At 69.4% G+C, this 24,534-nt stretch carries 16 protein-coding genes and 1 pseudogene; 11 read left to right on the top strand and 6 right to left on the bottom strand.

Annotation, left to right across the window (positions count from 1 at the left end; translation table 11 throughout):
• The first annotated feature begins 105 nt into the window (after window positions 1–105).
• From ATL45_RS27565 to ATL45_RS27575, 3 genes are all read left to right on the top strand, one after another.
• Window positions 106–804: a DUF899 domain-containing protein gene (locus ATL45_RS27565; RefSeq protein ID WP_093149023.1), complete on the top strand. Its 699-nt coding sequence runs from the start codon at window positions 106–108 to the stop codon at window positions 802–804.
• A gap of 200 nt (window positions 805–1,004) precedes the next feature.
• The gene (locus ATL45_RS27570) at window positions 1,005–1,751 is read left to right on the top strand and encodes an SDR family NAD(P)-dependent oxidoreductase (protein WP_093149020.1); all 747 of its coding nucleotides are present in this window, start codon (window positions 1,005–1,007) and stop codon (window positions 1,749–1,751) included.
• A gap of 277 nt (window positions 1,752–2,028) precedes the next feature.
• Window positions 2,029–2,802 (top strand): DUF899 domain-containing protein, encoded by a 774-nt coding sequence (locus ATL45_RS27575; protein WP_093149017.1) that lies wholly within the window; start codon window positions 2,029–2,031, stop codon window positions 2,800–2,802.
• Window positions 2,803–3,059: 257 nt separating this feature from the next.
• On the opposite strand, the gene ATL45_RS27580 is transcribed toward ATL45_RS27575, so the two are convergent.
• The gene (locus ATL45_RS27580; RefSeq protein ID WP_093149014.1) at window positions 3,060–3,944 is read right to left on the bottom strand and encodes an NAD-dependent epimerase/dehydratase family protein; all 885 of its coding nucleotides are present in this window, start codon (window positions 3,942–3,944) and stop codon (window positions 3,060–3,062) included.
• Window positions 3,945–4,369: 425 nt separating this feature from the next.
• On the opposite strand from ATL45_RS27580, the gene ATL45_RS27585 reads away from it, so the two are divergent.
• Window positions 4,370–5,539, top strand: a complete 1,170-nt coding sequence (locus ATL45_RS27585) for an epoxide hydrolase family protein (protein WP_093149009.1) — start codon at window positions 4,370–4,372, stop codon at window positions 5,537–5,539.
• Between the two features lie 207 nt (window positions 5,540–5,746).
• On the opposite strand, the gene ATL45_RS27590 is transcribed toward ATL45_RS27585, so the two are convergent.
• Window positions 5,747–6,979: an MFS transporter gene (locus ATL45_RS27590; RefSeq protein ID WP_093149004.1), complete on the bottom strand. Its 1,233-nt coding sequence runs from the start codon at window positions 6,977–6,979 to the stop codon at window positions 5,747–5,749.
• A gap of 529 nt (window positions 6,980–7,508) precedes the next feature.
• On the opposite strand from ATL45_RS27590, the gene ATL45_RS27595 reads away from it, so the two are divergent.
• The 7 genes and pseudogenes from ATL45_RS27595 (at window position 7,509) to ATL45_RS27620 (ending at window position 15,217) form a co-directional block, all read left to right on the top strand.
• Window positions 7,509–9,068 carry an aminotransferase family protein gene (locus tag ATL45_RS27595; protein WP_246025578.1) on the top strand — a complete coding sequence of 520 codons (1,560 nt, stop codon included), beginning with the start codon at window positions 7,509–7,511 and terminating at the stop codon, window positions 9,066–9,068.
• A gap of 139 nt (window positions 9,069–9,207) precedes the next feature.
• Window positions 9,208–10,758 (top strand): GMC family oxidoreductase, encoded by a 1,551-nt coding sequence (locus ATL45_RS27600; protein WP_093148996.1) that lies wholly within the window; start codon window positions 9,208–9,210, stop codon window positions 10,756–10,758.
• A 147-nt stretch (window positions 10,759–10,905) separates the two neighbouring features.
• A complete protein-coding gene (locus ATL45_RS27605) occupies window positions 10,906–11,409 on the top strand; it encodes a winged helix-turn-helix transcriptional regulator (protein WP_342775308.1) in 504 nt (167 codons plus the stop codon).
• Between the two features lie 555 nt (window positions 11,410–11,964).
• Window positions 11,965–13,146, top strand: a complete 1,182-nt coding sequence (locus ATL45_RS27610) for an acyl-CoA dehydrogenase family protein (protein ID WP_093148992.1) — start codon at window positions 11,965–11,967, stop codon at window positions 13,144–13,146.
• A 476-nt stretch (window positions 13,147–13,622) separates the two neighbouring features.
• Entirely contained in the window at window positions 13,623–14,426 is an 804-nt protein-coding gene (locus ATL45_RS27615; RefSeq protein WP_093148988.1) for an AraC family transcriptional regulator, read from the top strand.
• A gap of 68 nt (window positions 14,427–14,494) precedes the next feature.
• A pseudogene (locus ATL45_RS39775) lies at window positions 14,495–14,662 on the top strand (TetR/AcrR family transcriptional regulator); the annotation flags it as partial.
• 54 nt (window positions 14,663–14,716) lie between these two features.
• Window positions 14,717–15,217: a TetR-like C-terminal domain-containing protein gene (locus ATL45_RS27620; RefSeq protein WP_246025874.1), complete on the top strand. Its 501-nt coding sequence runs from the start codon at window positions 14,717–14,719 to the stop codon at window positions 15,215–15,217.
• 79 nt (window positions 15,218–15,296) lie between these two features.
• On the opposite strand, the gene ATL45_RS27625 is transcribed toward ATL45_RS27620, so the two are convergent.
• The 4 genes from ATL45_RS27625 to ATL45_RS27640 form a co-directional block, all read right to left on the bottom strand.
• Window positions 15,297–16,856 (bottom strand): acyl-CoA carboxylase subunit beta, encoded by a 1,560-nt coding sequence (locus tag ATL45_RS27625; RefSeq protein WP_246025579.1) that lies wholly within the window; start codon window positions 16,854–16,856, stop codon window positions 15,297–15,299.
• Between the two features lie 300 nt (window positions 16,857–17,156).
• Complete coding sequence (locus ATL45_RS27630) at window positions 17,157–17,684, bottom strand: flavin reductase family protein (RefSeq protein ID WP_093148980.1); 528 nt, start codon at window positions 17,682–17,684, stop codon at window positions 17,157–17,159.
• A gap of 1 nt (window position 17,685) precedes the next feature.
• On the bottom strand, window positions 17,686–18,153 hold the full coding sequence (locus ATL45_RS27635; protein WP_093148975.1) for an acyl-CoA thioesterase: 468 nt from the start codon (window positions 18,151–18,153) through the stop codon (window positions 17,686–17,688).
• On the bottom strand, window positions 18,153–23,957 hold the full coding sequence (locus ATL45_RS27640) for a type I polyketide synthase (protein WP_093149738.1): 5,805 nt from the start codon (window positions 23,955–23,957) through the stop codon (window positions 18,153–18,155). The genes ATL45_RS27635 and ATL45_RS27640 overlap by 1 nt, the downstream gene beginning before the upstream one ends.
• Between the last annotated feature and the right edge of the window lie 577 nt (window positions 23,958–24,534).

The raw sequence follows: 24,534 nt of genomic DNA on the forward strand, positions 1-24,534 counted from the left end.
GCAGTCTGGTGAAGGGGATTCCCGGTCGAGAAGCAAAGTGGAATTGCTCGGCATCCATTGCGCCGGGTCGCGGCGGAGCCGGTCCCGGCAGTCGGAGGAGATCTGATGAACCTGCCGAAAGTCGTTTCCAGGGAAGAGTGGTTGGAAGCCCGCCGGGCTCTGCTGGAAAAGGAGAAGGAGGTCACGCGCGCACGCGACATGATCGCGGCCGAGCGCCGCAAGCTGCCGATGGTCAGGGTGGAGAAGGAATACCGCTTCGAGGCGCCGAACGGCACGGTCTCGCTGCTCGACCTGTTCGAAGGCCGCCGCCAGCTCATCGTCCGGCATTTCATGTTCGGCCCGGACGACGATGAGGGCTGCATCGGCTGCTCCATGCAGACCGACAGCGTCGGCGAACTCGCGCACATGTGGGCGCGGGACACGACTTTCGTGCTGGTCTCCCAGGCGCCGCAGGCGAAGCTGCAACCGTTCAAGGCCCGCATGGGCTGGACGGTTCCGTGGTACTCGTCGTTCGGCAGCGACTTCAACTACGACTACGAGGTCAGCACCGAGCAGGGCGAGTCGCCCGGTGTGAGCGCGTTCGTCCGGGACGGTGCGGACGTCTTCTTCACCTACTCGATCTTCGACCGCGGTGGCGACATCTTCAAGAACTTCTACAACTACCTCGACATCACCGTCCTGGGCCGGCAGGAGGACCAGCTGGAGCACCCGTGGGACTGGTGGCGGCACAAGGACCGCTACGACGTCGAGGGCGCGGCCGTGCCCGGTGACAACTGGTGGAACGGTACGCGGTACCAGTCCTGATCGGTTCTGCTCCCGTCCCGCCGTCGGGCCGGGCGGGGGCGGCTCAGCGGCCGGGCGGCCTGCACCGCCCGGCCGCTTCCGAGCACGGGTCCCACTCGCGGACCTCGTGCTCTCCGCGGCTGGAAGGGCATGATCGAAAGCCGCGAGGATGATCTCGAGCGACGACAGCGATCGGCCCACACCTGTGACCTGGAGGACCCATGAGTGATCTGTCCGGCAAGACCACGATCGTCGTCGGCGCGAGCCGCGGCCTGGGCCACGGCATCGCCACGGCCTTCGCCGAGGCCGGTGCGCCGGTGGTCGCCGTGTCGCGCACCGCAGCCGATTTCCCGGCCCCCGCCAACGGATCCGGCACCATCCGGACGGAGATCGCCGACGCCGGCGATGCCACCGCGGCAGCCGACCTCATCGACCGCCACGAACCGCGGACGATCGTCCTGGTGGCCGGCGCGACCCCGCACATGCGTCCGCTCCAGGAGCAGACGTGGGAGACGTTCTCGGTCAACTGGGAGACCGACGCCCGGATCGCGTTCCACTGGCTGCGCGAGATCCTGCTCAAGCCGCTGCGCCCGGGCAGCAGGGTGGTCGTGGTCAGCAGCGGCGCCGCGCTCGGCGGTTCACCGCTCAGCGGCGGGTACGCGGGCGCCAAGGCCACCCAGCGGTTCATCACCGGCTACGCCCAGGGCGAGGCCAACAGCGCCGGTATGGACATCACCTTCACCACGGTGTTGCCGCGGTTCGCGCCGGAGACCGGTGTCGGCCGCCCGGCGGTCCGGGCGTACGCGGCTCAGGCGGGCAAGTCCGTCGAGGACTTCCTGAAGTCGCAGGGTCCGCTGCTCACCCCGGAGATCGCCGGCAGCGCCCTGGTCGAACTGGTGCGGTCGGAGACCGCCGACGTGGCACCGGCCTACGTGCTGACCGGTGGCGGGCTGCAGAAGCTCCCCTGACCGCTCCGGTTCGCCCGGCCGTCGACGCGACCACGGTCAAATGAAAGCGCCTTCCGTCTCGCGAGTTCGATGTTTCTGCACACCGAATCCCGTGCAAGGAAGGCGCTTTCGCGATTCACCAGGAATGAATCCGCGCAGCTCCGAAGGGGCGGGCGGTCGGCGGCGCTCGATCGGGGGGCGCAGGGCGAAGCCGCGCGAGAACTGCTTGCAGGGTGCTATCACCCACGTTAGGCTTCGGGTGGTTGCAGAAGACAATCAGCTAAGGATGAGGAAACAGATGTCCGACCCGGAAATCACGACGCGCGAGCAGTGGCTCGTGGCTCGGCGCGAGCTGCTCGCGAAGGAGAAGGAGCTGACCCGGCACCGCGACGAGGTCAACGCCGCTCGGCGCCGGCTGCCGATGGTCGAGATCACGAAGGACTACTCCTTCGACGGTCCGCACGGCCGGGTTGGCCTGATCGACCTGTTCGAGGGCCGCAGCCAGCTGGTGATCTACCACGCCATGTTCGACCCCGACGCCGACGCGGGGTGCCCGGCCTGCTCGTTCTGGCTCGACAACGTCGGCAACCTCAGCCACCTGCACGCCCGTGACACCACGTTCGCGGCCGTCTCGCTGGCGCCGCTGGAGAAGCTCGAACGCTACAAGCAGCGCATGGGCTGGACCGTCCCCTGGTACTCGTCGTACGGCAGCGAGTTCAACTACGACTTCCACGCCACCTTCGACCCGGCGATCGCTCCGGTGGAGTGGAACTACAAGAACCTCGACGAGCTGATGCAGGACAACCCGGGGTGGGAGGAGTACCGGGGTTCGGAGACCGGTGTGAGCGCGTTCCTGCGCAAGGGCGATCGCGTCTTCCACACCTACGCCTGCTACGGGCGCGGCATCGACCTGCTCAACGGCACCTACAACTACCTCGACCTCACCGCGCGCGGCCGCCAGGAGGACTGGGAGCAGCCGCCCGGCCGCAGCAACGGCTCCACGATGAGCTGGCTGCGCCGCCACGACGAGTACGACCCCGCGGTCATCGGCGGTGCGAGCACCTCGGCCTGATCACGGTGCAGGGCGTTGCGGACCACACCCGACGACGCCCCGAGATCGTCCCGGCCGCTCCGGCGTCACCGATTTCCCGCCCGGTCCGGCCAGAGCGACGACGCGAGCAGAGCACGACCCGGCGGCTCGCTCACGTCGCTCTGACCGGAGGGCTCGCGGGGGACGAGCATCCGAGTCGCCGGGAGGGCGTCAAGATCGGTCCGCGCCTCCTGATCTCCAACGCCCTTCACCCGTGCGCTTATCGCACCGCACCGGTCTCAGGGGGCGAGAGCGCGGTACGAGCCGGTCGTGAGGTCCTCCAGCAGCCCGACCTCCTGCGGCTTCCAGCCGAAGGCCTGCTCAGCGCGGGCCGGGTCGAGCGTGATCTCGCGGTCGAGGATCGGCAGAAGCGGGCCGAAGGACTGGGCCGCCTGCTCCGGGCTCAACGGGCGTGCGCCCGCGCCGACGAGCTGCGAGACCGCCTCGGACAGCTCGCGCACCCCGACCTGGACGCGCGAGGAAGCGTTGAACACGCCGCCGATCTGCTTCTCGAGCGCTGTCACGTACAGCCGGGCGAGGTCGTCGACGTGGATGGTGGACCACTGGTTGGTCCCCCGGCCGACGTAGGGCGCGGCGTCGTGCTCCTTGGAAGCACCGATCATGGCCAGCAGAAGGGCCGAACCCGCGTGGCCGTACACCAGCGAGCCGCGCAGCACCGTCGCGGTGACACCACCCGCGGCGAGCACCTGCTGCTCGCCGAGTCGCTTGAACAGCTGAGGGGAGGCCGGGTCGAGGTCTCCGTCCTCACGCGGCGGCCCGCCGGCGGTGTCCGGGTAGACCAGGGCTGTGCTCGCGTAGACGAAGCTGCGGCCACCGTCGAGCTCGTCGAGCATGGCAGCCAGCGCCGGCTCTTCGAGCTTGCGCATGTCCGGCTCCGCGAAATCGATGGCCGCGTGCACGACCGCGTCCGCCCCGGCCGCCGAGTCGCGCAGCACGCCGAGGTCGGTGAGATCCCCGCGGACCACCCGGGCGCCAAGACGCCGGACACGCGCGGCCGCCTGCTCCGAGCGGGCCAGCGCGGCAACGTCGTGCCCCGCCGCGAGCAGATGACCGGCCACCACGCCTCCGACGTAGCCGCTCGCCCCTGTGATGAACACCTTCATGGCTGAACCTCTTCGTTTCCCGGCGTTGCTGCATGCCGCCACCCGCTTATCGGGAACCGGCACTGAAGAACGCGCAGAGCGGATGGCTTTCGTGGCACGAATACTACTTCCGCGCTCTCGGCCGGAAATTATTCCAACGTGCTCTGATCAGCGGTTGTCCGACGCCACCGCATCCGGAATTCGCAAGGCACATCGGGAGAAGCAGCACCAGACGGGCGGTGCCACAATCGGACTGCGCGGGCCGCTGAACAATCCCTTCCCATCGTGGGCCGGTCGGACACGCGTCACCAGGGACGTGTTCGCCACGTCCCACGCGCGCGCAGACTTCCGAAGTTCCGCTCAGGTCAGGAGTTCATCCGCCGAGGTGGCGGATCGGCCGGTTCTTCCCTCCACAACTGAGGTTTCCTCCGAAAGGCAGCGTCCGCATGAAACCCTTCCGCATCGACATCCCGCAGGCAGACCTGGACGACCTGCACCGCAGGCTGGAGAACACGCGGTGGCCCGACGAGGTGCCCGGCGCGGGCTGGGCGCGTGGTGTTCCGGTCGGCTACCTCGAGGAGCTGGCGGAGTACTGGCGCGACACCTTCGACTGGCGGGCCGTGGAGTCCCGGCTGAACGAGCTGCCGCAGTACACCACCGAGATCGACGGTGCGACCGTCCACTTCATACACCTCACCTCGCCCGAGCCCGACGCCACACCACTGCTGATCACGCACGGTTGGCCCAGCTCGTTCGTCGAGTTCCTGGACGTCGTCGGCCCGCTGACCGACCCGCGCGCGCACGGCGGCGACCCGGCGGACGCCTTCCACGTGGTCATCCCGACCGTCCCCGGCTTCGGCTTCTCCGGGCCCACGCGCGCGGCGGGCTGGGACCACTACCGGGTCGCGCGGGCGTGGAAGGAGCTGATGGCCCGGCTCGGCTACCAGCGGTACGTGGCGCAGGGCGGTGACTGGGGAATGATGGTGTCGGCGGAGCTGTGCCTGGCCGACCCCGAGCACGTGGCAGGTCTGCACGTGAACACGCTGGCGACGTTCCCGCCGCAGGACCCGGCCGAGCTGGCGGACCTGAGCGAGGTCGAGGCGCAGCGGCTGGACAAGCTGATGCACTTCGGCCGGGAGCTGTCCCCGTACTTCAACCTCCTGGCCACCCGCCCGCAGACCGTGGCCTACGGCCTCACCGACTCGCCGGTGGGGCAGCTCGCGTGGATCGCGGAGAAGTACTGGGAGTGGACCGGTGCTCAGACCGCGCCCGAAGAAGTCGTCGACCGCGACCTCATGCTCGCCAACGTCAGCATCTTCTGGCTGACCGGCACAGCGGGTTCGTCGGCTCAGCTCTACTACGAGTCGGTGGACCGCACCGATCAGAACCTCGCCGCCCGGTTGGGCGGCCCGTGGGAGCTCACCGTGCCCGCGGGTGTCGCGGTGTTCGCGCACGACGTCGTCCTACCGCTGCGCCGGTTCGCCAACCAGGTGCTGCCGACCATCACGCACTGGTCGGAGTTCGAGCGTGGCGGGCACTGGCCCGCGCTCGAAGTGCCGGACCTGTACGTGCAGGACGTTCGGGCGTTCAGCCGGTCCTTGAAGGACGGCAGCTGAGTTCATCGCCCACAACGATGCCGCCGGCCTCACCGCCGGCGGCATCGTCGTGCTCCGGCCAGATCCGTTGTCCGGCCGACTATTCCGGCCGCGCCGGTGTGTCGGTGATCAGCACAGCGAGGACGGTGCGGAGGCGGGACGCGCCGTGCGTGCGCCCCGCCTCCGCACCGGTGAACCACGGCAGCCTTCGGCCACCGTCCACGATGGTCAGGCGTGCTCGGTGGTCGGCTCGGGCACCACGCCCGCCGACCCCGTGGCTTCCGCGACCACCGGTGGCTTGAGGTAGCTGGTGGCCAAGGCGACCACGGTGCCGACCAGTGCGATGATCATGCCGCCGATCATCGGGGCCGAGGTGCTGCTGCTGAGCGCCGCACCACCGATGATCGGGCCCAGCGCGACGCCCACGTTGATCGCGGAGGCGGGCAGCGACTGCGCGAGCTCGCCGCCGGGGCCGGCCAGGCTCACCACGCGGAGCTGGAGCGCGGGCACCATGATGAAGGCGAACAGGCCCCAGACCAGCATCATCAGCGCCACCAGGACCGGGTTGGCGCCGACGAAGTAGAGCACCAGCAGGGCGACCGCCGTGCCGGCGGTTCCGCCGATCAGGGTGCCGCCGGCGTTCTTGTCCGCGAACCAGCCGCCGGAGAAGGAACCCACCGCGTTGGCCAGGCCGAAGGCGAACAGGAACACGCTGATCATCGCGCCGGTGATCCCCGTGACCTCCTGCAGGAACGGCACGATGTAGGTCAGCGCCGTGTACAGCGAGGTGAACACCACGAGGTTCAGGACCAGCACGGCCAGCACCCGTGGCGCGAAGGCGTACTTGGCCTGGCCGGCGACGCCGCCGCCTCCGGTGCTGAGCGCGGAGGGAACCAGCGCCGACGTGATGATCAGCACGATCGCGCTGAGCACGACGATCGCGATGAACGAGCCGCGCCAGCCGAGCGTCTGGCCGATCGCCGTGCCCAGCGGTACGCCCAGCGCGGCCGAGACCGCGACACCCGAGATGATCACGGAGATCGCCCGGCCCGCGCGCTCCGGCGGGACGATCGAGGTGCCCACACCGAAAGCGACGGCCACGAACAGCCCCTGCGCCGCACCGTCGATGCCGCGCGCCACGAGGAACACGAGGTAGTCGGTGATCAGCACGGGGGCCAGGTTGGCCAGGATGAACACGACGAGCGCGCCGGCCAGGACGGCGCGCCTGGCCAGTTTGATCGTCAGCGCGGTCAGGACCGGGCCGCCGATCGCCAGGCCCAGCGCGTAGGCCGTCACCAGCGTGCCGGCCGTGGGGATGGAGACCTCGAGATCGGTGGCGATCAGATCGAGCATTCCGACCACGAGCAATTCCGCACAGCCCATGACGAACACTCCGAAGAACAGCGCGGCCAGGACCAGGTTCGTCCTGCCCTGGCTCAGCGTTGCTTGTGGGGTACTCATGTACACCTTCCTTGACTGGGGTTGTGCGTGTCGTGTCGCGCGAATGTCGCGGCCACCGGCCAAGACGGACCCGCGTTCGCCGGTCGTGCTCTTCCGCCCGCATTCCGGCGAGCGATGGCGGGTTCGCATTCGTCGTGGCGGCGTAACCGGCTCGTGGTGGGGGCATTGGCGCGGCCGGGCGGTTGTTCCCGGTCCTGCAGACAACGGTGGTTGCTCTTGAACGCGTCGATGCCGCGCCCGCAGCAGGAATGGGTGTGGAAGGCGCAATCGGCGCGGTGTGGGAAGGCGCTCGCGCCTTGCTCCTCGCCGGTGCCGCCCACCTGGACCGGGATTTCTCGCAGCAGCCGGGCGCAGTCCGTGCGGTTCCACTCGGCAGGCGTGATCGATGCGGGCGTCGCCGCCGACGGACCGGACATATCGCCCCCTCCCATAGTGGTTGCGTAATGCGAGCACCTACCGTAGTGGGGAGTGGTGGTGATGTGCAACCGGTCCGGGAAGTGGCTGGTGAACCGGTTGGACGCTCTCGCGGGTGCGCGTCGCCGAATGCCCTCACCGGCCGGCCGGGTGGTCTTCGCGCCGCTGCCCGCGCCGGGCGGGCGATCGGGGCGTCGGCGTTGCAGCACGCTGGAAGATGAAGCGTTCCGGCCCGTGGGCGAGGCTGTCCTCGAATAGATATCACTGCCGCAGAAGTTCCGACCACGAAATGGATGGACAAATGGCAGCCTCCGCTGATCTGCCTATCCAGGCGCCGGCAAGTGAACTGAAAGACCGGGACCGGAAATATGTGATCCACCCGCATCAGCGCGCCGACCGCGACGAACGCCACATCATCGTGCGGGGAAAGGGGAGCACTGTCTGGGACGCGGAAGGAAACGAGTACCTGGATGCGATGGGATCGGCGAACTGGATGGGGCAGGTCGGCCATGCCCGTCCCGAACTCGCCGAAGCGGCCGCCGAGCAGATGGCCGAACTGCAGTACTTCACCGGATTCGACGTCTACTCCAACGAACCGTCGATCCGGCTGGCCGAACGGCTGGCCGGACTCGCGCCCGAGGGAATCGACCGGGTCTTCTTCACCAACGGTGGTTCGGAAGGGGTCGACTCGGCGTTCAAGGCCGCGCGGCTGTTCCACTTCCGCCGCGGCGAGCCGGACCGCACCTGGATCATCTCCCGGCGGCTGGCCTATCACGGCTGCACCTACGGCAGCGGGACCGCGAGCGGCTTCGACCTGGTGCAGCACGGCTTCGGGCCCAACCTGCCGAACGTCGAGAAGGTGACACCGCCGCTTCCGTTCCACTCCGAGCTCTACGGGGGCCAGCACCCCACCGACTTCCTGGTGAACGAGCTCGAGCAGACGATCGAGCGCATCGGGGCCGGAAACATCGCTGCCATGATCGGTGAGCCGGTCATGGGCGGCGCCGGCGTGGTCCCCCCGCCGGATGACTACTGGCCGCGGATCCGCGAAGTGCTGAGCGCGCACGGCATTCTGCTCATCGCCGACGAGGTGGTCACCTCCTACGGCCGGACCGGGGTCTGGTTCGAGTCGCAGCGCCGTGGCATGAACGCCGACATCATCGTGACTTCGAAGGGGCTGACCAGCGGGTACATGCCGCTGGGCGCGGTGCTCATCCGCAACGGGATCGCGGATGCGATCACCGAGGCGGAAGGCTTCTTCCACGGCCACACCTACTTCGGCCACCCGGTCGCCTGCGCCGTCGCGATGGCCAACCTCGACGTGCTGGAGCGGGAGGGCCTGCTGGACCGGGCGAAGCAGATCGGCGAGTGGTTCGAAGCGGATCTGGCGCCGGCGCGCGAATTCCCGACGGTGGGCGAGGTGCGGGTCGCGGGAGCGACCGCCGGCATCGAGCTGGTGGCCGACCGGCAGAGCCGGGAGCCGCTCCTCGCCGGCGCGGCGGCCGTCTCGGCGGAGCTTCGGCGGGCGCACCACGTGATCGTGCGCGACTACAACGCCACCGTCGTCCTGGCGCCGCCACTGGTGCTCGAACGCTCCCAGGCGCGGCAGATCTCGGAGGCGATCGTCGAGGTGGTCTCGCGGTTGCGCGGCGACGGGACCCTGAGTCCTCGCTGAACGGCACGCAGAGGGTGGCGGGTGAAGTTCACTGCCGCCCTCTTCGCTGCTCGGACGAATTTCTCCCAACAGCGCGATCCGGCGGCTGTCGGACCAGTCGACCCGTCCTGCCGCACGAGAATCCCGAAGGGGAAGAGAAATGTACGACTACGTGATCATCGGCGCCGGTTCTGCGGGATGCGTTCTCGCCGCGCGCCTCAGCGAGGACCCGACGGTGACGGTCTGCCTCATCGAGGCGGGGCCGTCCGACGATGCGGACATCATCCGCGTTCCCTCCCGCTTCGGCCAGATGTACCGCACGCGATACGACTGGGATTACGACACCCAGGAGGAACCGGCCCTCGCCGGTCGTCGCGTCTACCTGCCGCGAGGCCGGGTGCTGGGCGGTTCGAGCTCCACGAACGGAATGGTCTACATCCGGGGCAACCGGGCCGACTACGACGAGTGGAACCAGCCGGGCTGGAGCTATCGGGAGATGCTCCCGTACTTCAAGCGCTCCGAGGACAACGAGCGCGGCGAGTCGGAGTACCACGGAGTCGGTGGCCCTCTCGCGGTTTCGGAGGGTCGTTCGAACAACGAGATGGCGGCGGCCTTCGTGGAATCCGCCGCAGCGGCGGGCTTTCCGAAGAACGCGGACTTCAACGGTGCCACGCAGGACGGGTTCGGCTTCTACCAGCTCACGCAGCGGAACGGGCGGAGGTGGAGCGCGGCCGACGCCTTCCTGCGTCCGGCGCTCGATCGCCCGAACCTGACCGTCAGGACGGACTTCCAGGTTCACCGGGTCACGTTCGAATCGGGTCGCGCGACCGGGATCGTCGGCACCCACCTGAACGAGGAGATCTCGATCAGGGCGGAGCGCGAGGTCATCGTGTCCGCGGGCGTCTACAACTCCCCGCAGCTGCTCATGCTCTCCGGGATCGGCCCCGCGGACGCGCTGAGCGCGCTGGAGATCCCCGTCCTGGCCGACCAGCCGCAGGTGGGGGCCAACCTCCAGGACCACCCGCAGGCCCTGCTCGTCTACCCCCACGAGCACCCGGTCAGCCTGCTGATCGCCAGTGACCCGCGGTACCGGCGCCAGTTCGATGAGGAGGGCAGCGGCCCGCTCACCTCGAACGTCGTGGAGGCCGGGGGGTTCGCCAACGTCCATTCAGGAGGTTCGGAGCCAGACGTCCAGCTGCATGCCGGGGCGGTCATGTTCCGGCAAGGGGGACTGGGCGCACCGACGTCGCACGCGATCTCCTACGGCGCGTACGTGCTCCGTCCGCAGAGCCGCGGCAGCGTGACGATCGCCTCTTCCGATCCCACCGCGAAACCGGTGATCTCGCACAACATCTACGCGGAGAGATCGGACCTGGACGTCGCTGTGGAAGGGCTCCGGCTCGGCTTGGAGCTGGCGCGCCAGACGCCGCTCAAGCCGTACACGGAAACGCCGCTCGCGCCGCCCGCCAGCAGCCGTGCGGCCGATCTCGAAGCCTACGTCCGGCGCAACACCCAGACCGCCTATCACCCCGTGGGCACCTGTGCGATGGGCGCGGTCGTCGACGCTGAACTCCGCGTCCGCGGCGTCGACGCGCTCCGCGTGGTCGACGCGTCGGTCATGCCCGTCCTCGTGCGCGGGAACACCAACGCCCCCGTCATCGCGATCGCGGAGAAGGCCGCCGACCTGATCCGCGGTCTTCCCCCGGCGTAACGTCCTTCTGCGGTTGGTGGCCCCGGCGGCCGACGGTCGGGCGGCGAGGCACCGTCTCCGCTCCGGCACATCACCCCTCACGTAGTGCTTGCGCTCTGCAATCACTCATTCGGCCGCGGAGTGGCTGTATTATGCAACTGGTTAGGGGTGATTCTGTTGGACGAATCGAGATCAGGCTGCCCGATCAACGTGTCGGTCGAGGTGCTGGGCGACCGGTGGTCCCTCATCGTGCTGCGCGACATCATGTTCACCAACCGCCGCCACTTCCGGACGCTGCTGCGCGAGTCCGAGGAGTCCATCGCATCGAACATCCTCGCCAACAGGCTGCGTGATCTCCTCGCCGCCGGCCTGCTCACCCGCGACGACCCGGGGCGCGGTCACCGCGTGACCTACAGCCTGACCGAGGACGCCATCGAGCTGGTGCCGGTGATGGCCGAACTCGCCTGGTGGGGTGTGCGGCACCGCCCCACCTTCGCCCCCATGCGCGCCAAGGCCATTCTGCTGCACGACGGTGGCCCCCAGATGTGGCAGGCGTTCATGGAGGAACTGCGCGAGCAGCACCTCGGCATTCCGCTGCCCACGCCCAGGACGATCAGGGTCAGCGAACAACTCGACGCCGCAGGCGCCGCAGTGCTCGCAGCGATCAGCTGACTCGGGACGCCGACACGCACACCACGCCGTCACCAGCTCACGCGCCGAAGTGAAGCTGCAGTGGTGGACCACACTCGGAAATGCCGCGATCTCGGAATCGTGATCACGGCATTGACCGGGCAGTGGGATGCTCCTCTTCTGCCATTGCGAACTAATGCCGCAGGCCCGAGGCCTGTTCCGGCAGGCCGGAAGCGCGGACCTCTCCGGGAAGCCGCGAACGGTGCCTCGGACACCGTGCTGCGCTCGGCTCGGCAGGCCGGGGCGAGCCAGATCTCCATCGCCGGCAATCGCTCGGCCGGAGCCCGGAAACGAAACCGGTGTCGTTCGATTCCGGTCATTTCACTTGGCGCTGTTGTCGTTCAACAGCGCCACATCGCCATGCTTCCCCGTCGGAGAACCCGAGTCCAGTAAGGCACATCGAGAGAAGCGGCGCGGACAGCGCGATGTCACGATCAAACTGTGCGGGCCACTGAGCAGTCCCGCTCCTGGCCGCCAATCGGCTCACAACATCCAAAGCCCCGGCCGCGGGTCGGTCGGAAACTTTATGGAGCACTCATGAAAACCAGTGTCGCGCCCTCGCGGGAAGAACTCGTCGGCCGGGCGAAGGACTTGGCCCCGCTATTGAGCAAGAATGCGCTCTGGCAGGAGGAGAATCGCATTCTCCACGATGACACGATCCAGGCGATGACCGACGCCGGCCTGCTGAAGATGACCCTTCCGGCGCGGTACGGCGGCTACGAGTGCGACACGACCACGCTGGTCGACGTGCTGTCCGAGATCGCGTTGGGCGACGGCGCGGCGAGCTGGACCGCGACCGTCTGGACCCTCAGCAACTGGTTGACCGGACTTCTGCCGGACGAGGTCCAGGACGAGGTCTTCGGCTCGGGCGAGGTGCGGATCAGCGGCACCTTCGCGCCGAACGCGGTCGGGGTGCCGACCTCCGGCGGTGTGGTGCTCAACGGCCAGTGGGGCTTCAACTCCGGTGCCCGGCAGAGCAGCTGGAACGCGCACGCCGCGGTGCGCGTCGTCGAAGGCCAGCAGCCGGAGCCGGTGCTGGTTCTGCTGCCCATGTCGGACCTCGAAATCGTCGACGACTGGGACTCCACCGGATTGCGCGGGACGGGCAGCGTCACCACCGTCGCGAAGGACGTGTTCGTTCCGGACTCCCGCATTCTCCCGATGATGCCGGTCATGCAGGAGGGGCGGCACAGCTCGGTGATCAACGCCGGGTCCCCGCTCTGGAGGGTCCCGTTCCTGCCGTGGGCCTGCGCGGTGACGAGCTCCACGGCCTACGGCCTGGCGCGCGCGGCGAACGCGGCCTTCATGGAGCGGCTGCCCACGCGCAAGATCACCTACACCGACTACGAGCACCAGGCCCACGCCCCGCTCACCCACATCCAGATCGCCGAGGCCACCGCGCGGACCGACGAGGCCGGCTTCCACGCGCACCGCCTGGCGACGCGAGTGGACACCAAGGCGCCCGGCGAGCCGTGGTCCGTGCAGGACCGCGTCACCTCCCGCCTGGACCTCGGGCTCACCATCCAGCGGGCCAAGGAATCCGTGGACATCCTCAACAACGCCAGCGGCGCGTCGTCGGTCCGCATGACCGTGCCGATCCAGCGCATCGCACGGGACATCCACACTTCGAGCCTGCACGCGTTCGCCCACCCCGACACCAATCTGGAGCTCTACGGCCGGGTCGCCTGCGGACTCGAGCCGAACACGCAGTTCCTCTGAGCGGCGCACTGCACGGCCGGTCGCCCGCCACGGCGACCGGCCAGTTGCCGTGGCGGCCGGCGGCGGGCACCGCGGAACGCACCGCCCCGGTGCCGAACCGGGTGCTCCTCTGAGGACCGACGTCGTTCGGGCGAGCAGCCGAAGGCCACCGTTGGCGAAAAATAGCTATAGGCGCAGCCTGCTGCATCTTCATAATTGCTTTCGCCCGAACACGCAGTGCGACTGCTCCGGAAATAATCACCCGGATGGGATATTCCTTGGGGCGGATGGACAATTTTCGCACCCGTTTGGCGTAATGCTCCGGCGACTGAAAAGACGTAAGGCGTTATTCCGTCATGGCGGGACGACGTCGGAAAATTACGGTCCCGCGCTGTGCAAGAATTCGTGTAACGCGGTTGCTGAACTCGGCAGGTTGCAGAACTCTTTTATCACCTGCTAGGTTGTGGTGAGTTTGGGGATACCGAGGTGAGGGAATTATGGACGAACAGACGGTGCACGCGGTCGAACGCGCGATTTCCTTCATGCGTCAGAATCTCGCCGATCGAATCACCGTTGACGACATGGCTCAGGCGGCACAATTCAGCAAGTTCTACTTTACGCGGCTTTTTCAAAGGGTGACTGGGGTCTCGCCGGCCCGATATCTGTCGGCGCTTCGCCTCGAGAAAGCGATGCGCCTCCTCCTGAATTCTTCGTCCACCGTCGCCGACATCAGCTACCAGGTCGGCTACAACAGCCCCGGTACGTTCAGCTCCCGCTTCCGAAGCAGCGTGGGAGTATCCCCCATCACGTTCCGGCAGCTGGGCGGCTACACCTCTCACCTCGCCGCCGACAGCCGCGTCCACCGCATGGATCGTCTCGGCGCGACCATTCGCGGCAGCATGCGGGTCACCGAGGGAGGCAGGCGGGGATTCACCTTCGTCGGCCTTTTCCGGGACCCGATCCCGCAGGGACCGCCCGCGAGTTGTGCGCTGCTGCCCGGCCCCGGCCCGTTCGTGCTGAACGACGTCCCGAACGGCAAGTGGTTCGTCCACGCCCAGTCGATCGCGATCGGGGCCGAGGAGAACGTGATCGTGCCGAAAGAGTCCGCGGACGCGCCCTACGTCGGGTCGTGCGGGCCGATCGTGATGCGCAGAGACGCGTCGACGATCGTCGTCGAGCTGTTGTTGCGCCCGCAGCGCACGGTCGATCCGCCGGTGCTGCTCGCGCCGGTCGACGTGCGGTCCGATGCGATGCGCAATTTCAGGGCCGAAAACGTTCCGGACGTTGTTTCGGTGGTTTGACGGGTATTGTTCCGCGCCTCGCGCTTCGTGGAGGGACCCGAGATGCACCTTCGAACCGGATCCACGCCATGAGTCCACGCAAATCTGATCCGAAAGCACGTCAGTCGCTCATCGAAGTCGGCGCCCGGCTGCTCGCCGAAGGCGGTCCGAGTGCTTTGTCCGCACGCCGGGTCGCAGCCGAGGCAGGCGGCTCGACAATGGGCGTCTACACCCATTTCGGCGGAATGCGCGGGCTGGTGCGCGAAATCGTGTACGAGGGTTTCTCCCGATTGCAGAATCACATGACGGGCGTGGCGAAAACCGATGATCCGGTGGCCGACATGGCCATGCTGGGGCATGCGTACAGGTACAACGCGCAGTCGAACTCGCACCTGTACGCGGTCATGTTCGGCGGATTGTCCCTCGCCGGTTTCTCCCTGTCCGACAACGACAGGCAGCACGGGCGGTACACGCTGTCGAACGTCGTCGAGTGCGCGAGCCGCTGCGTGGCCGCGGGCCGGTTCAGCCCGCTGGACGCCGATCTGATCGCCCACCAGATGTGGTTCGCCACGCACGGCCTGGTCACCCTAGAACTCGGCAACTACCTGGTCGAGCCGTGGGACGCCGACCGGTGCTTCGAGATGCAGCTGGTGCGGCTCATGATCGGTGCGGGCGACACCCCCGAGCGGGCCGCCCGGTCGGTGGCTCGCGCGCGGATGCGCTTCGACGCCGAGTTCCTCGGCAGGTCCGGGCCGGCGGTGCCCGAGCCGGGCTCCGAAGCGCGCTCACCGGGCTGCCTGTGCGAGCGCTGAAACGCGGCCGACGCCGAGTGGCGGGCCGGGCGGTACTCACCGCCACCGGCCCGCCACTCGGCGTCATGACGCGTCCGGTTCAGATGGGCAGGTTGCCGTGCTTGCGCGGCGCGGGCTGCGCGCGCTTCTCCCGGAGCATGGCCAGCCCGGAGGCGATCGCGGTCCGGGTGTCGGCCTGATCGATCACGTCATCGACCAGGCCCCGCTCCGCGGCGTAGAACGGGTGGACGAGCTCGTCGGCGTAGGTGTCCATCAGCGACACCCGGAGTGCGTCGGGGTCGGCGGCACCGGCGAGTTCCTTGCGGAACAGCACGTCCACCGCGCCCTCGGCGCCCATCACGGCGATCTCGTTCGTCGGCCAGGCCAGCGAGAGGTCGCAGCCGATCGAGCGGGAGTCCATCACGATGTACGCGCCGCCGTAGGCCTTGCGCAGGATCACCTGGATGCGCGGCACGGTCGCCTCGCAGTAGGCGTAGAGCAGCTTCGCGCCGTGCCGGATGACGCCGGAGTACTCCTGGTCGGTGCCCGGCAGGAACCCGGGCACGTCGACCAGGGTGACCAGCGGGATGCCGAAGGCGTCGCAGAACCGGACGAAACGGGCGGCCTTCTGCGATGCCTCGATGTCGAGCACCCCGGCCAGCACCAGGGGCTGGTTGCCCACGATGCCCACGACCTCGTCGTTGATCCGGGCGAGCACGCAGACGATGTTGGCGGCCCAGGTCTCGTGCAGCTCCAGGAAGTCCCCGTCATCCACCAGCTCCGCGATCACCTCGCGGATGTCGTAGGGGAGGTTGGGCTTGGCCGGCACGATGTCGGCCAGCCGGGGCCTCGGCTCGTCGACGACGTCCCGCCGCGGCGGAACCGGTGCACCGCTGAGGTTGTTGGCGGGCAGCATCGAGACGAGGTAGCGCACGTCCTCCAAGCAGGACTCCTCGTCGTCGTGCACGAAGGTGGCCACACCGGAGCGCCTGCCGTGCACGTCGGCGCCGCCGAGCTCGTCATGGCTGACCCGCTCCCCGGTGACCGCGGCGACCACGTCGGGGCCCGTCAGGTACATCTTGGCCGTGCCGCGGACCATGAACGTGAAGTCCGAGAGCGCGGGGGAGTAGGCGGCGCCACCGGCGCACGGTCCGAGCAGCACGTTGATCTGCGGGATGATCCCGGAGGCCGCGACCTGGCGGCGGAAGATCCCGCCGTAGCCGTCCAGCGCGAGCACGCCCTCCTGGATGCGCGCTCCGCCGCTGTCGTTCAGGCCGATCACCGGAGACCCGGTCGCCAGCGCGAGATCGAGCACCTTGTGGATCTTGGCCGCGTGCGCCGCGCCCAGCGAGCCGCCGAAGATCGTGAAGTCCTGGGCGTAGACGAACACCCGGCGCCCGTCGATGGTGCCGGACCCGGCGACGACCCCATCGGTGAGCGGCCGGTTGTCCCCGACCTTGAAGCCGTGCGCCTGGTGCCTGCGGTACATGTCGATCTCGGTGAACGAGCCCGGATCCAGCAGCAGGTCGAGCCGGTCCCGCGCGGTTCGCTTGCCCTGCGCCCGCTGCCGCGCCACGCCTGCGGGGTCACCGGCGATCGCCTCGTCCCGCAGCTCGTCGCGTTGCTTGCGCAACAGGTCCATGTTTCCCGCGTCGCTCATCGCTCCTCCACTCCGCCGGACTCTGCGCGGTCGTGGAGCCGATTTCGTTGACATGCCGCACAACCCGGTGTCGATAAGGGCCGGGTGGAGGAACCACCGCGGCGCTGAGCGGCTCGCCTGGAACGTGCCTCGCGGTGTCCCGGCACATCCGCGACGGCACCACCTTCCCTGTCCACTATGGCCTCCTCGCTGAGAAGTTCAGTACTCCCGAGCAACGGGCTTCCTCCGAAGCGGCGGAGCCGCTCGGAAGGTGGGCCACCCGCGGGTGGCCCACCGCGCAAGACGATTCCGAGGACTGCTCTACGCCACCCGGTGGAAACTGCCGTTGTAGAACACCAGCGCCTTCCCGGCGGTGTTCCGCAGCGAGCTCAGCACCCTGCCCAGGAAGACCGAGTGGTCACCGCCCGCGTAGGCCTCGGTCAGCTCGCATTCCAGCCACGCCAGCGAACCGGACAGCAGCGGTGCGCCGGTGTGCGGGCCGGCGACCCAGTCGACGGTGTCGAACTGGGCCACCCCACCGGGCCTGCGCTTGTCGGCGAAGTAGCGGGCGAGGTTCTCCTGGTCGGCGCCCAGCAGGGACACCGCGAAGCGGCCCGCGTCGGTGATCGCGGCGTGCATCCGGGAGGTGTGGCTGACGCAGCACAGCACCAGCGGTGGTTCCAGGGACACCGAGTTGAACGCGTTGGCCGTCATGCCGTGGCAGCTCTGGCCGGGCGTGGTGATCACCGTGACTCCGGTGGCGAACTGGGCCATGGCCTCCCGCAGTGACACCGGCGCCGGCACGTCGAGCGCGACGTTCGAGGCGGCGGTGTGCCCGTTCTCGGTCATCTCATCCTCCCGCAGCGGTCATCATCGACGTCTGGGCGGCGGTGCGTTCGGCGTAGGGCGCGAGCGCGGCGACGAGTTCGTCGGGCACCCGCGACGGCACGGTGTCGGCGTTGGGACCGCGCATGCACGCGACCCGCTGCCTTCCCTTGGCGACCAGGAACTCCACGCCGTCCTTGAGGTGGACGTAGTCGAAGCCGAACTGGATCTGGGTCTGGGTCAGCTCCTCCAGCCGCATCCGCACCGACAGCTCGTCGAAGGCGGTGATCTCGGCGTAGAACTCGCAGTCGACCATGATCGTGAACAACTTCAGGTCGTCCTGCAGCTCGGCCAGCACGCCGGGTGCCTTCTCCCGCAGGAACATCTCCCGGCACCTGCCCTGCCAGCGCAGGTAGTTGACGTAGTAGACGTTGCCGACGAGGTTGGTCTCCTCGAAACCGATGGTGTGCCTGATCTCGTAGTAGTCGGTCATCAGCGTCCTTCCTTCCCGGACAGCACCGCGAACACGAGCGGGTCGGGCCTGCCGTCGACCCGGGTCACCCAGGTCGCGACCGCGGCGTCGCCCGCGGACAGCAGCACCCACCGGTCCTCGCGCACCTCTTCGACGGTCAGGGCCTGCGTGGTGGACCCGGCCTTGCGCAGGCACTCCAGCGCGGCCCAGACCCGAGTGCCCGCCACCGCGTCGGACTCGTTGCCGCGCAGCAGGTTCCACGCCGGCAGCTGGTGCGCGCCGAGCAGCGCGGCCCAGTCCTCCCCGGAACGGTCCACAGCGGACTCGACGTCGCAGGCCAGCCTGCCCTCGCCGGCGAGGGCCAGGGTGAGCCCGCCGCCGTGGGAGGCCGACACCTGCGCGCCATCGGTCTCGGGCTTGCCGTCGGGCCGGTACCGCAGCTCCACGCGCCGCCCGAGCGCCCTGCTCACCGCGATCCGGGTCTGCGTCCGCCGCTCGGTGGTGCCCCCGGCTCCGGTGCCGGCCGGATCGGGTTCGACCACCACCGCACGGCTGCCGCCGAGCACCCGCTCCAGCGAGCGTTCGAGGTGGGACCCGAGCATCGACGGCACCCAGGGGCCGCTCCCGTCGTTCTTGCGCACCGCGCGCAGGGTGAGCCCCTCCCAGCGTTCCAGGAGCGCACCGGAGGGCGAGGTGAGGTCGATGTCGTAGGTGTAGCTGTCGCCGTCCTGGTGCCGTTCCCGGGCGTCGAGCACCACGTACTCGGGCTCCTCGCCCACCGGCGTGAGGTGCAGCCGCTCGATCCGCTCCGGCAGCAGCGTGGCGTCCGGGACGCAGCACTGCAGCGCGTGCATCGCCACATCGCGCGTTCCCGGGTCGGCCAGCAGCAGTTCCTGCGGCACGAAGGCGGCGAACCAGCCGGGTTGCCTGCGGGCCTCCACCTCGGCGACGGCGTGCCGGGCGTTGGCCCGCCGGTAGCCGATCAGGCGTTGGAACCGCTTGCCCTGGAACATCAACCCGCCGTAGAGCTCGGTCGCCGGGTCGACGGGGACGGTGGGCAGCTCGGCCGCGGCGCTGTGGTGCTCAGCGGGCAGTTCCGGGCTCGGCCAGCGCAGCGTGGCGCGGAAGTGGTCGGTGCCGTACCCGGTCTCGTCGCTGCGGATCACCACGTCGACCACGCCGGGCGCGGTCGCCAGGGCGGCGATGCGCACGGTCGTCTGCCCGTCGGGCCGCACCACGATCGGCCGCAGGAACTCCATGTTCTCCATCAGCGGTCGACCGTTCGAGCCGCTGATCACCGAACCGACCTGCGCCATCGCCTCCATGCCCAGCACCGCGGGGAACAGCAGGTCGCCGTCGATCTCGTGCTCGGACAGGTACGGGTCGCTGCCCGCCGACAGGTCGGCCTCGGTGACCAGCTCGATGCCGGGGTAGTAGGCCTTGACCCGGTCGAGGAAGCGCAGCAGCGGCAGGCCGGGCCGTTGCAGCTCCAGCGTCGGCAGGTCGCCGCTGCGGCCGCTGACCACCAGCACCGGTCCGGCCGACGGGTCGGCCAGCACCCGGCGCAGCAGCTCGATGCCCTTGTCGGCGGAGATCGGGGTGATGCCGTCGCGCATCAGCGCCTCGACCACGCCGAGCCGTTCGCCCATGCCCGCTCCGGACCAGACCGACCATTCCAGCGCCAGGACCCGCGCGTTCGGGTGCTCGCGCTGGAACCGCAGGGTCAGCTCGGTCATCCAGTCGTTGGCGGTGGCGTAGTGGGCCTCGCCGCGCAGACCGCCGCGGCCGATGATGCTGCCGAAGGTGATCAGCAGCTTGATCCTGGCACCGTCGACCGCGCCGAGCACCGACCGCAGACCGGTGATCTTGGGCGCGAGGGTGCGGCGGAACGACTCCTCGGACAGGGTGGCCAGTCCTTCGGGCTCGTTGCGCCCGGCGCCGTGCAGCACCGCGGTGACGTCGCCGAGGTCGGCCCGGATCTCGGCGACGGCGGCCGCGACCTCCTCGGGCGAGGTCACGTCGGCCCGGGCGTAGCGGTAGCGCACGCCGGCGGCCTCGATCCGGGCGAGATTGGCCGCGAGCTCGGTGTCCTCGGCGGGATCGCTGCGGCCCAGCAGGCCCAGGCTCGCGCCGGTGTCGGTGGCGATGGCCAGCGCGCTCTCGGCGGTGATGCCCTTGCCGCCGCCGGTGACCAGCAGCACGTCGCCGGAATCCAGCTGCGGCTGCCCGGATTCCGCCGGTGTCACCGCGTTGAGCACGGGCACCAGCCGCTTGCCGTCGGCGTCGTAGCGCACCTCGGCGAACCCGGTCGTCGCCAGGGCTTCGGTCACCACTTGGGCGACGGCCAGGCGCACGGCCTGCGGGTCGGTCGGTGCGACGTCGGCGAGCTCGACGATCGTGGTCGCGGTGGACGGGTTCTCCAGGTGCAGGGTCTTGGCCAGGCCGGATGCGCCCAGCCCCTGCTGGACCACGACCAGCCGGGCCGAGGTCAGCGCCGCCCGCGCCGCGTCCAGCAACAGCCCGACGTGGCTGTCGTCGCAGTCGGCGGGCAGGCACAGCAGGACCCCGTCGCCGATGCCCGCGCCCGCCAGCGCCGCCACGAGCGGCTCGGCCAGCACGTGGCCTCGCGGGGCGAAGACCGACCAGTCGCCTGCTGGGCTGACGCCGCCGATCTCGACGAGCGGGCGGGGCCGCTCGACGTGGGTGACCGCGAACGGCCGCACCCAGTCGGCCACGCCGGGCGCTTCGAGCGCCGGCGCGTCGGCGTCGTGCGCGGTGTCGGCGAGCTGGTCGATGATCTCGGCGAGCTCGCCGATCCGGGCCGTGGCGAAGTTCGGCGTCGCGGTCAGCGGCGGCCTGCCCAGCTCCTTGGTCACGTCGTTGACGATCTGACCGACCGTGATCGAGCTCAGGTGCAGGTCGTCGAGCGGGTGGGTGTCCGGCGAGATGGCCTCCAGCGGAAGTTCCACGCGTTCGGCGGCGAACTTGCGCAGCAGCTCCACCGTGGAGATCTGCTCGGCACCGGAGCCCGGCTCGGCCGGGACCGAGGTGGGCTCGTTCCGGGTGGTCGTGGTGGCCAGGTCCGCGCTGAGTTCCGGAGCGGTCTCGCAGGGGCTGGCCAGGAAGGTGAACTCGGCATCGGCGGGCAGCGGTTTGAGACCGCGCCCGGCGAACAGCGCGGTGCCGTCCACCGCGGCGCCCGCGGCGAAGGCGGCGCCGACCACGGTCAGCAACGGGCTCAGCGAGGCGTTGTCGGTGTCGACCGACAGCACCGGGGTGCCCGGGGCGATCTGCTGGAGCAGACCGGCCAGCACCCGGCCGGGACCGACCTCGACGGCGAGATCGGCGCCGTCGACCGCGCGGGCGGCGGCCTCGTGGAACCGCACCGGTGCGAGGACCTGGTCGCGCAGCAGCTTTCGGACGTCGACGTCGTGATCGAGCACGTCGCCGGTCACCGTCGACATGACCGGGCGGGAAAGGGCGGTGAACGGCAATTCGGCGAGTCGTTCGGTCATCGCGTCGGCGGCCGGTGTGACGAACGGGGAGTGGAACGCGTGCGAGACGTTGATGCGGGTCGCCGAAATTCCTTCGTCCGCCGCTTTCTTGCACACCAGCTCGATGGATTCGATCGCACCGGAAACGACGGTCTGCTCGGGACCGTTGAATCCGGCGACGACGACTCCGAGGCCGTTGGCCAGTTCTCGCGCCTTCTCCGGTCCGGTGGTCAGCCCGGCCATGGTGCCGCCGCCGCGGCTGGCGCGGGCCATGATCCGGCCGCGGGTCGCGGCCAGCGACAGCAGCTGATCGCCGTCCATCGCGCCGCCCCAGGCCAGGGCGGTCAGCTCGCCGAGGCTGTGCCCGACCGCGGTGTCGGCGTCGATGCCGAGGCCTCGCAGCACCCGCATCGCGGCGAGCGAGCCCGCCACGATGCGCGGCTGGGCGACCTCGGTGGCCACCTGGTCCCCGGTCGAGGACACGCCCGCGGCGGCGAAGACCCGCTCGGCCTCGGCGAACCTGCGCCGGATCGCACCGACCGCGCCGCGCCCCGATCCCTGGCCCGGGAACAGGTAGGCGATCTTCGGCGCGGTGGGGGAGTGCCCGGCGAAGATCCCGTCCGACTCGGCGAAGACCCGCCGGCTGCCCGCGTCGAGGTGGGCGACCAGCTTCGTCAGCTTGCGCCCGGCGTCGTCGGGGCTGGTCGCTGCGACGGCGGCGCGCCACGGGTGTCCGGCCAGGTCACGGGCCAGCGTGCCGGCCAGGTCGGCGAGCTCGGCGAAGGCGAGCTTGCCCATCAGCTGTTCGAGCCGGGCGGCCCGGTCGCGCAGCCCCGCGGCATCGGGTGCGTCGAGCAGCAGCAGCTCGGCGTCCTGCCGCCCGGTGACCAGGTCGGTGACTCCCCGCGCCAGGCCCGCCCTGCGCTCGGTGTTGGGCGCCTGCTCGACGGTGATGTGGGTGTTGATCCCGCCGAATCCCATCGCCGAGACACCGGCGCGCATCGGCTGGTCCTGCGGCCACGGTTCCGCCTCGCGCGGGACGTACATGGAGGCGTTGTCGGCTTCCAGCAGCGGGTGCGGGTCCTGCTGACCGGTGCCCGGCGGGATGACCTGGTTGTGCACCGACAGCACCGCTTTGATCAGCCCCGCCACCCCGGCCGCGGCTTTGGTGTGGCCGAAGTTGCCCTTGATCGAGCTGAGCGCCGCCTTGCGAGCGGTGGGATCGGCGTCGCGGCGGGCCGACGACAGCGCCTCGATCTCGGTGGCGTCGCCGAGCGCGGTCCCGGTTCCGTGGCCTTCGAAGTAGGAGACGGTTTCCACGCCGTACCCGGCGCGGTGGTAGGCCCGCTCCAGCGCGAGCCGGTGCCCGCCGGCCTCGGGCCGGGTGATGCCGCCCTTGCCGTCCGAGGACACGCCCCAACCGGTGATCGTGGCGTAGATGCGTCCGGCGCCGCGTTCCAGGGCGTCCTGCTCGCGCATCAGGACCACGACGCCGGAGCCCTCACCGGGCCAGAACCCGTTAGAACCCCGGTCGTAGACCTTCATCTCACCGGTGGCCAGCGCTCCGGTCTTGGCGAAACCGATCACCTCGAACGGGTCGATGGACAGGTCCACGCCACCGGCCAGCGCGACGTCGAGGTCACCCTCCACAAGGGACTTCGCCGCCGTGGTGACCGACAGCAGCGACGACGAGCACGCGCCGTCGACCGTGTAACCACCGCCGTGCAGGTCGAAGTAGTTGCAGATCCGGCCGGCGATGGTGTTGGCGAGCCCGCCCGCGAGGCTGTCCTCGTCGATCGGCGGGAACGGCGCCTTGTACTGCGGCTCCAGGTCGGCGAGGAAGTCCCCGACCTGGTCGTTGTCCCAGCCCTTGGCGGCCAGCGCCGCGGCGACCGTGCGGCGCACGTAGGGCCAGCGCAGCCGCATCAGGTTCGCCCTGGAGAACTCGCCGGTCAGGCTGTTGCCGATCACCACGCCCGTGGACCGCTTCGGCAGGCCCTCGCCACCGGGGAAACCGGCGTCGGCGAGGGCCTGCGCGGCGACGTCGAGCGCGAGCCAGTGCGTGAGGTCGGTCGAGCGGTAGGTGCTGCCCGCGACCCGGTACTTCACCCGGTCGAACTCGTAGTCGCGCAGCACTGCGGCCTTGCTCGAATAGAACCGGTCCGGCTCGGCGGGGTCGGCCGACCAGTAATCGGCCTTGTTCATCCGCTCATCCGGGAGATTCCGGAATGCGCGGCGGCCGGCGAGAACGTTGTTCCACAACTCGTCAGGGGAACTCGCGTCCGGATAACGCAAACCAATTCCGACGATCGCGATGCGCGTATTCGCCATCATTCCTCGAGCCTCCCGGGGAAATCCGCTTGTCGATCGTCACCGAGAACACGGTGAATTCCACGAGACTCCAGCCTGCCCAGCGGTCATCGGAGTGTCATCTCTGAACGTGCCCTCGGGGGCCCGTGAGCAGCGGAAATTTCATAACGGCGTGATCTCATCCGCCGTGTTCGACAATTCCATGGGAATGTTATGAAACCGCGAGTGGGAATTGTGCGGCCGCCTCGGGCTCGCTGAGCCGCCGGCGCGGACGCGCAGGGTATGAGGGCTGTGGGGCAAGCGTTGTCTCTGATCGTGCCGACCTTCGCTCCGGCGGCCCGACCTGGTGCGGGACGACCGCTCGCGGTGCTCCGCGAACGTCGGCGGAACCTGCTGCTATTCGAGTCCGCGGACGGGTTCGGGCGGCGCGCGAAACTCGGTGGAACGTTCGGCGACCCGTTTGTTGTTCCGCCGTGCGCTCGTTCGGCGCGCAGCGAGCACGATCGGAGTGGCCGCGCGATCAGGTGGTCTGTGAAGCTCGAATAGGGCCAGCCAGAGCGTGAGGCCGCACGATGTGGTTCGTCGGCGGCACCCACCC

This window comes from Saccharopolyspora antimicrobica, from assembly GCF_003635025.1.
In the GTDB taxonomy this organism is placed as follows: Bacteria; Actinomycetota; Actinomycetes; order Mycobacteriales; family Pseudonocardiaceae; genus Saccharopolyspora; species Saccharopolyspora antimicrobica.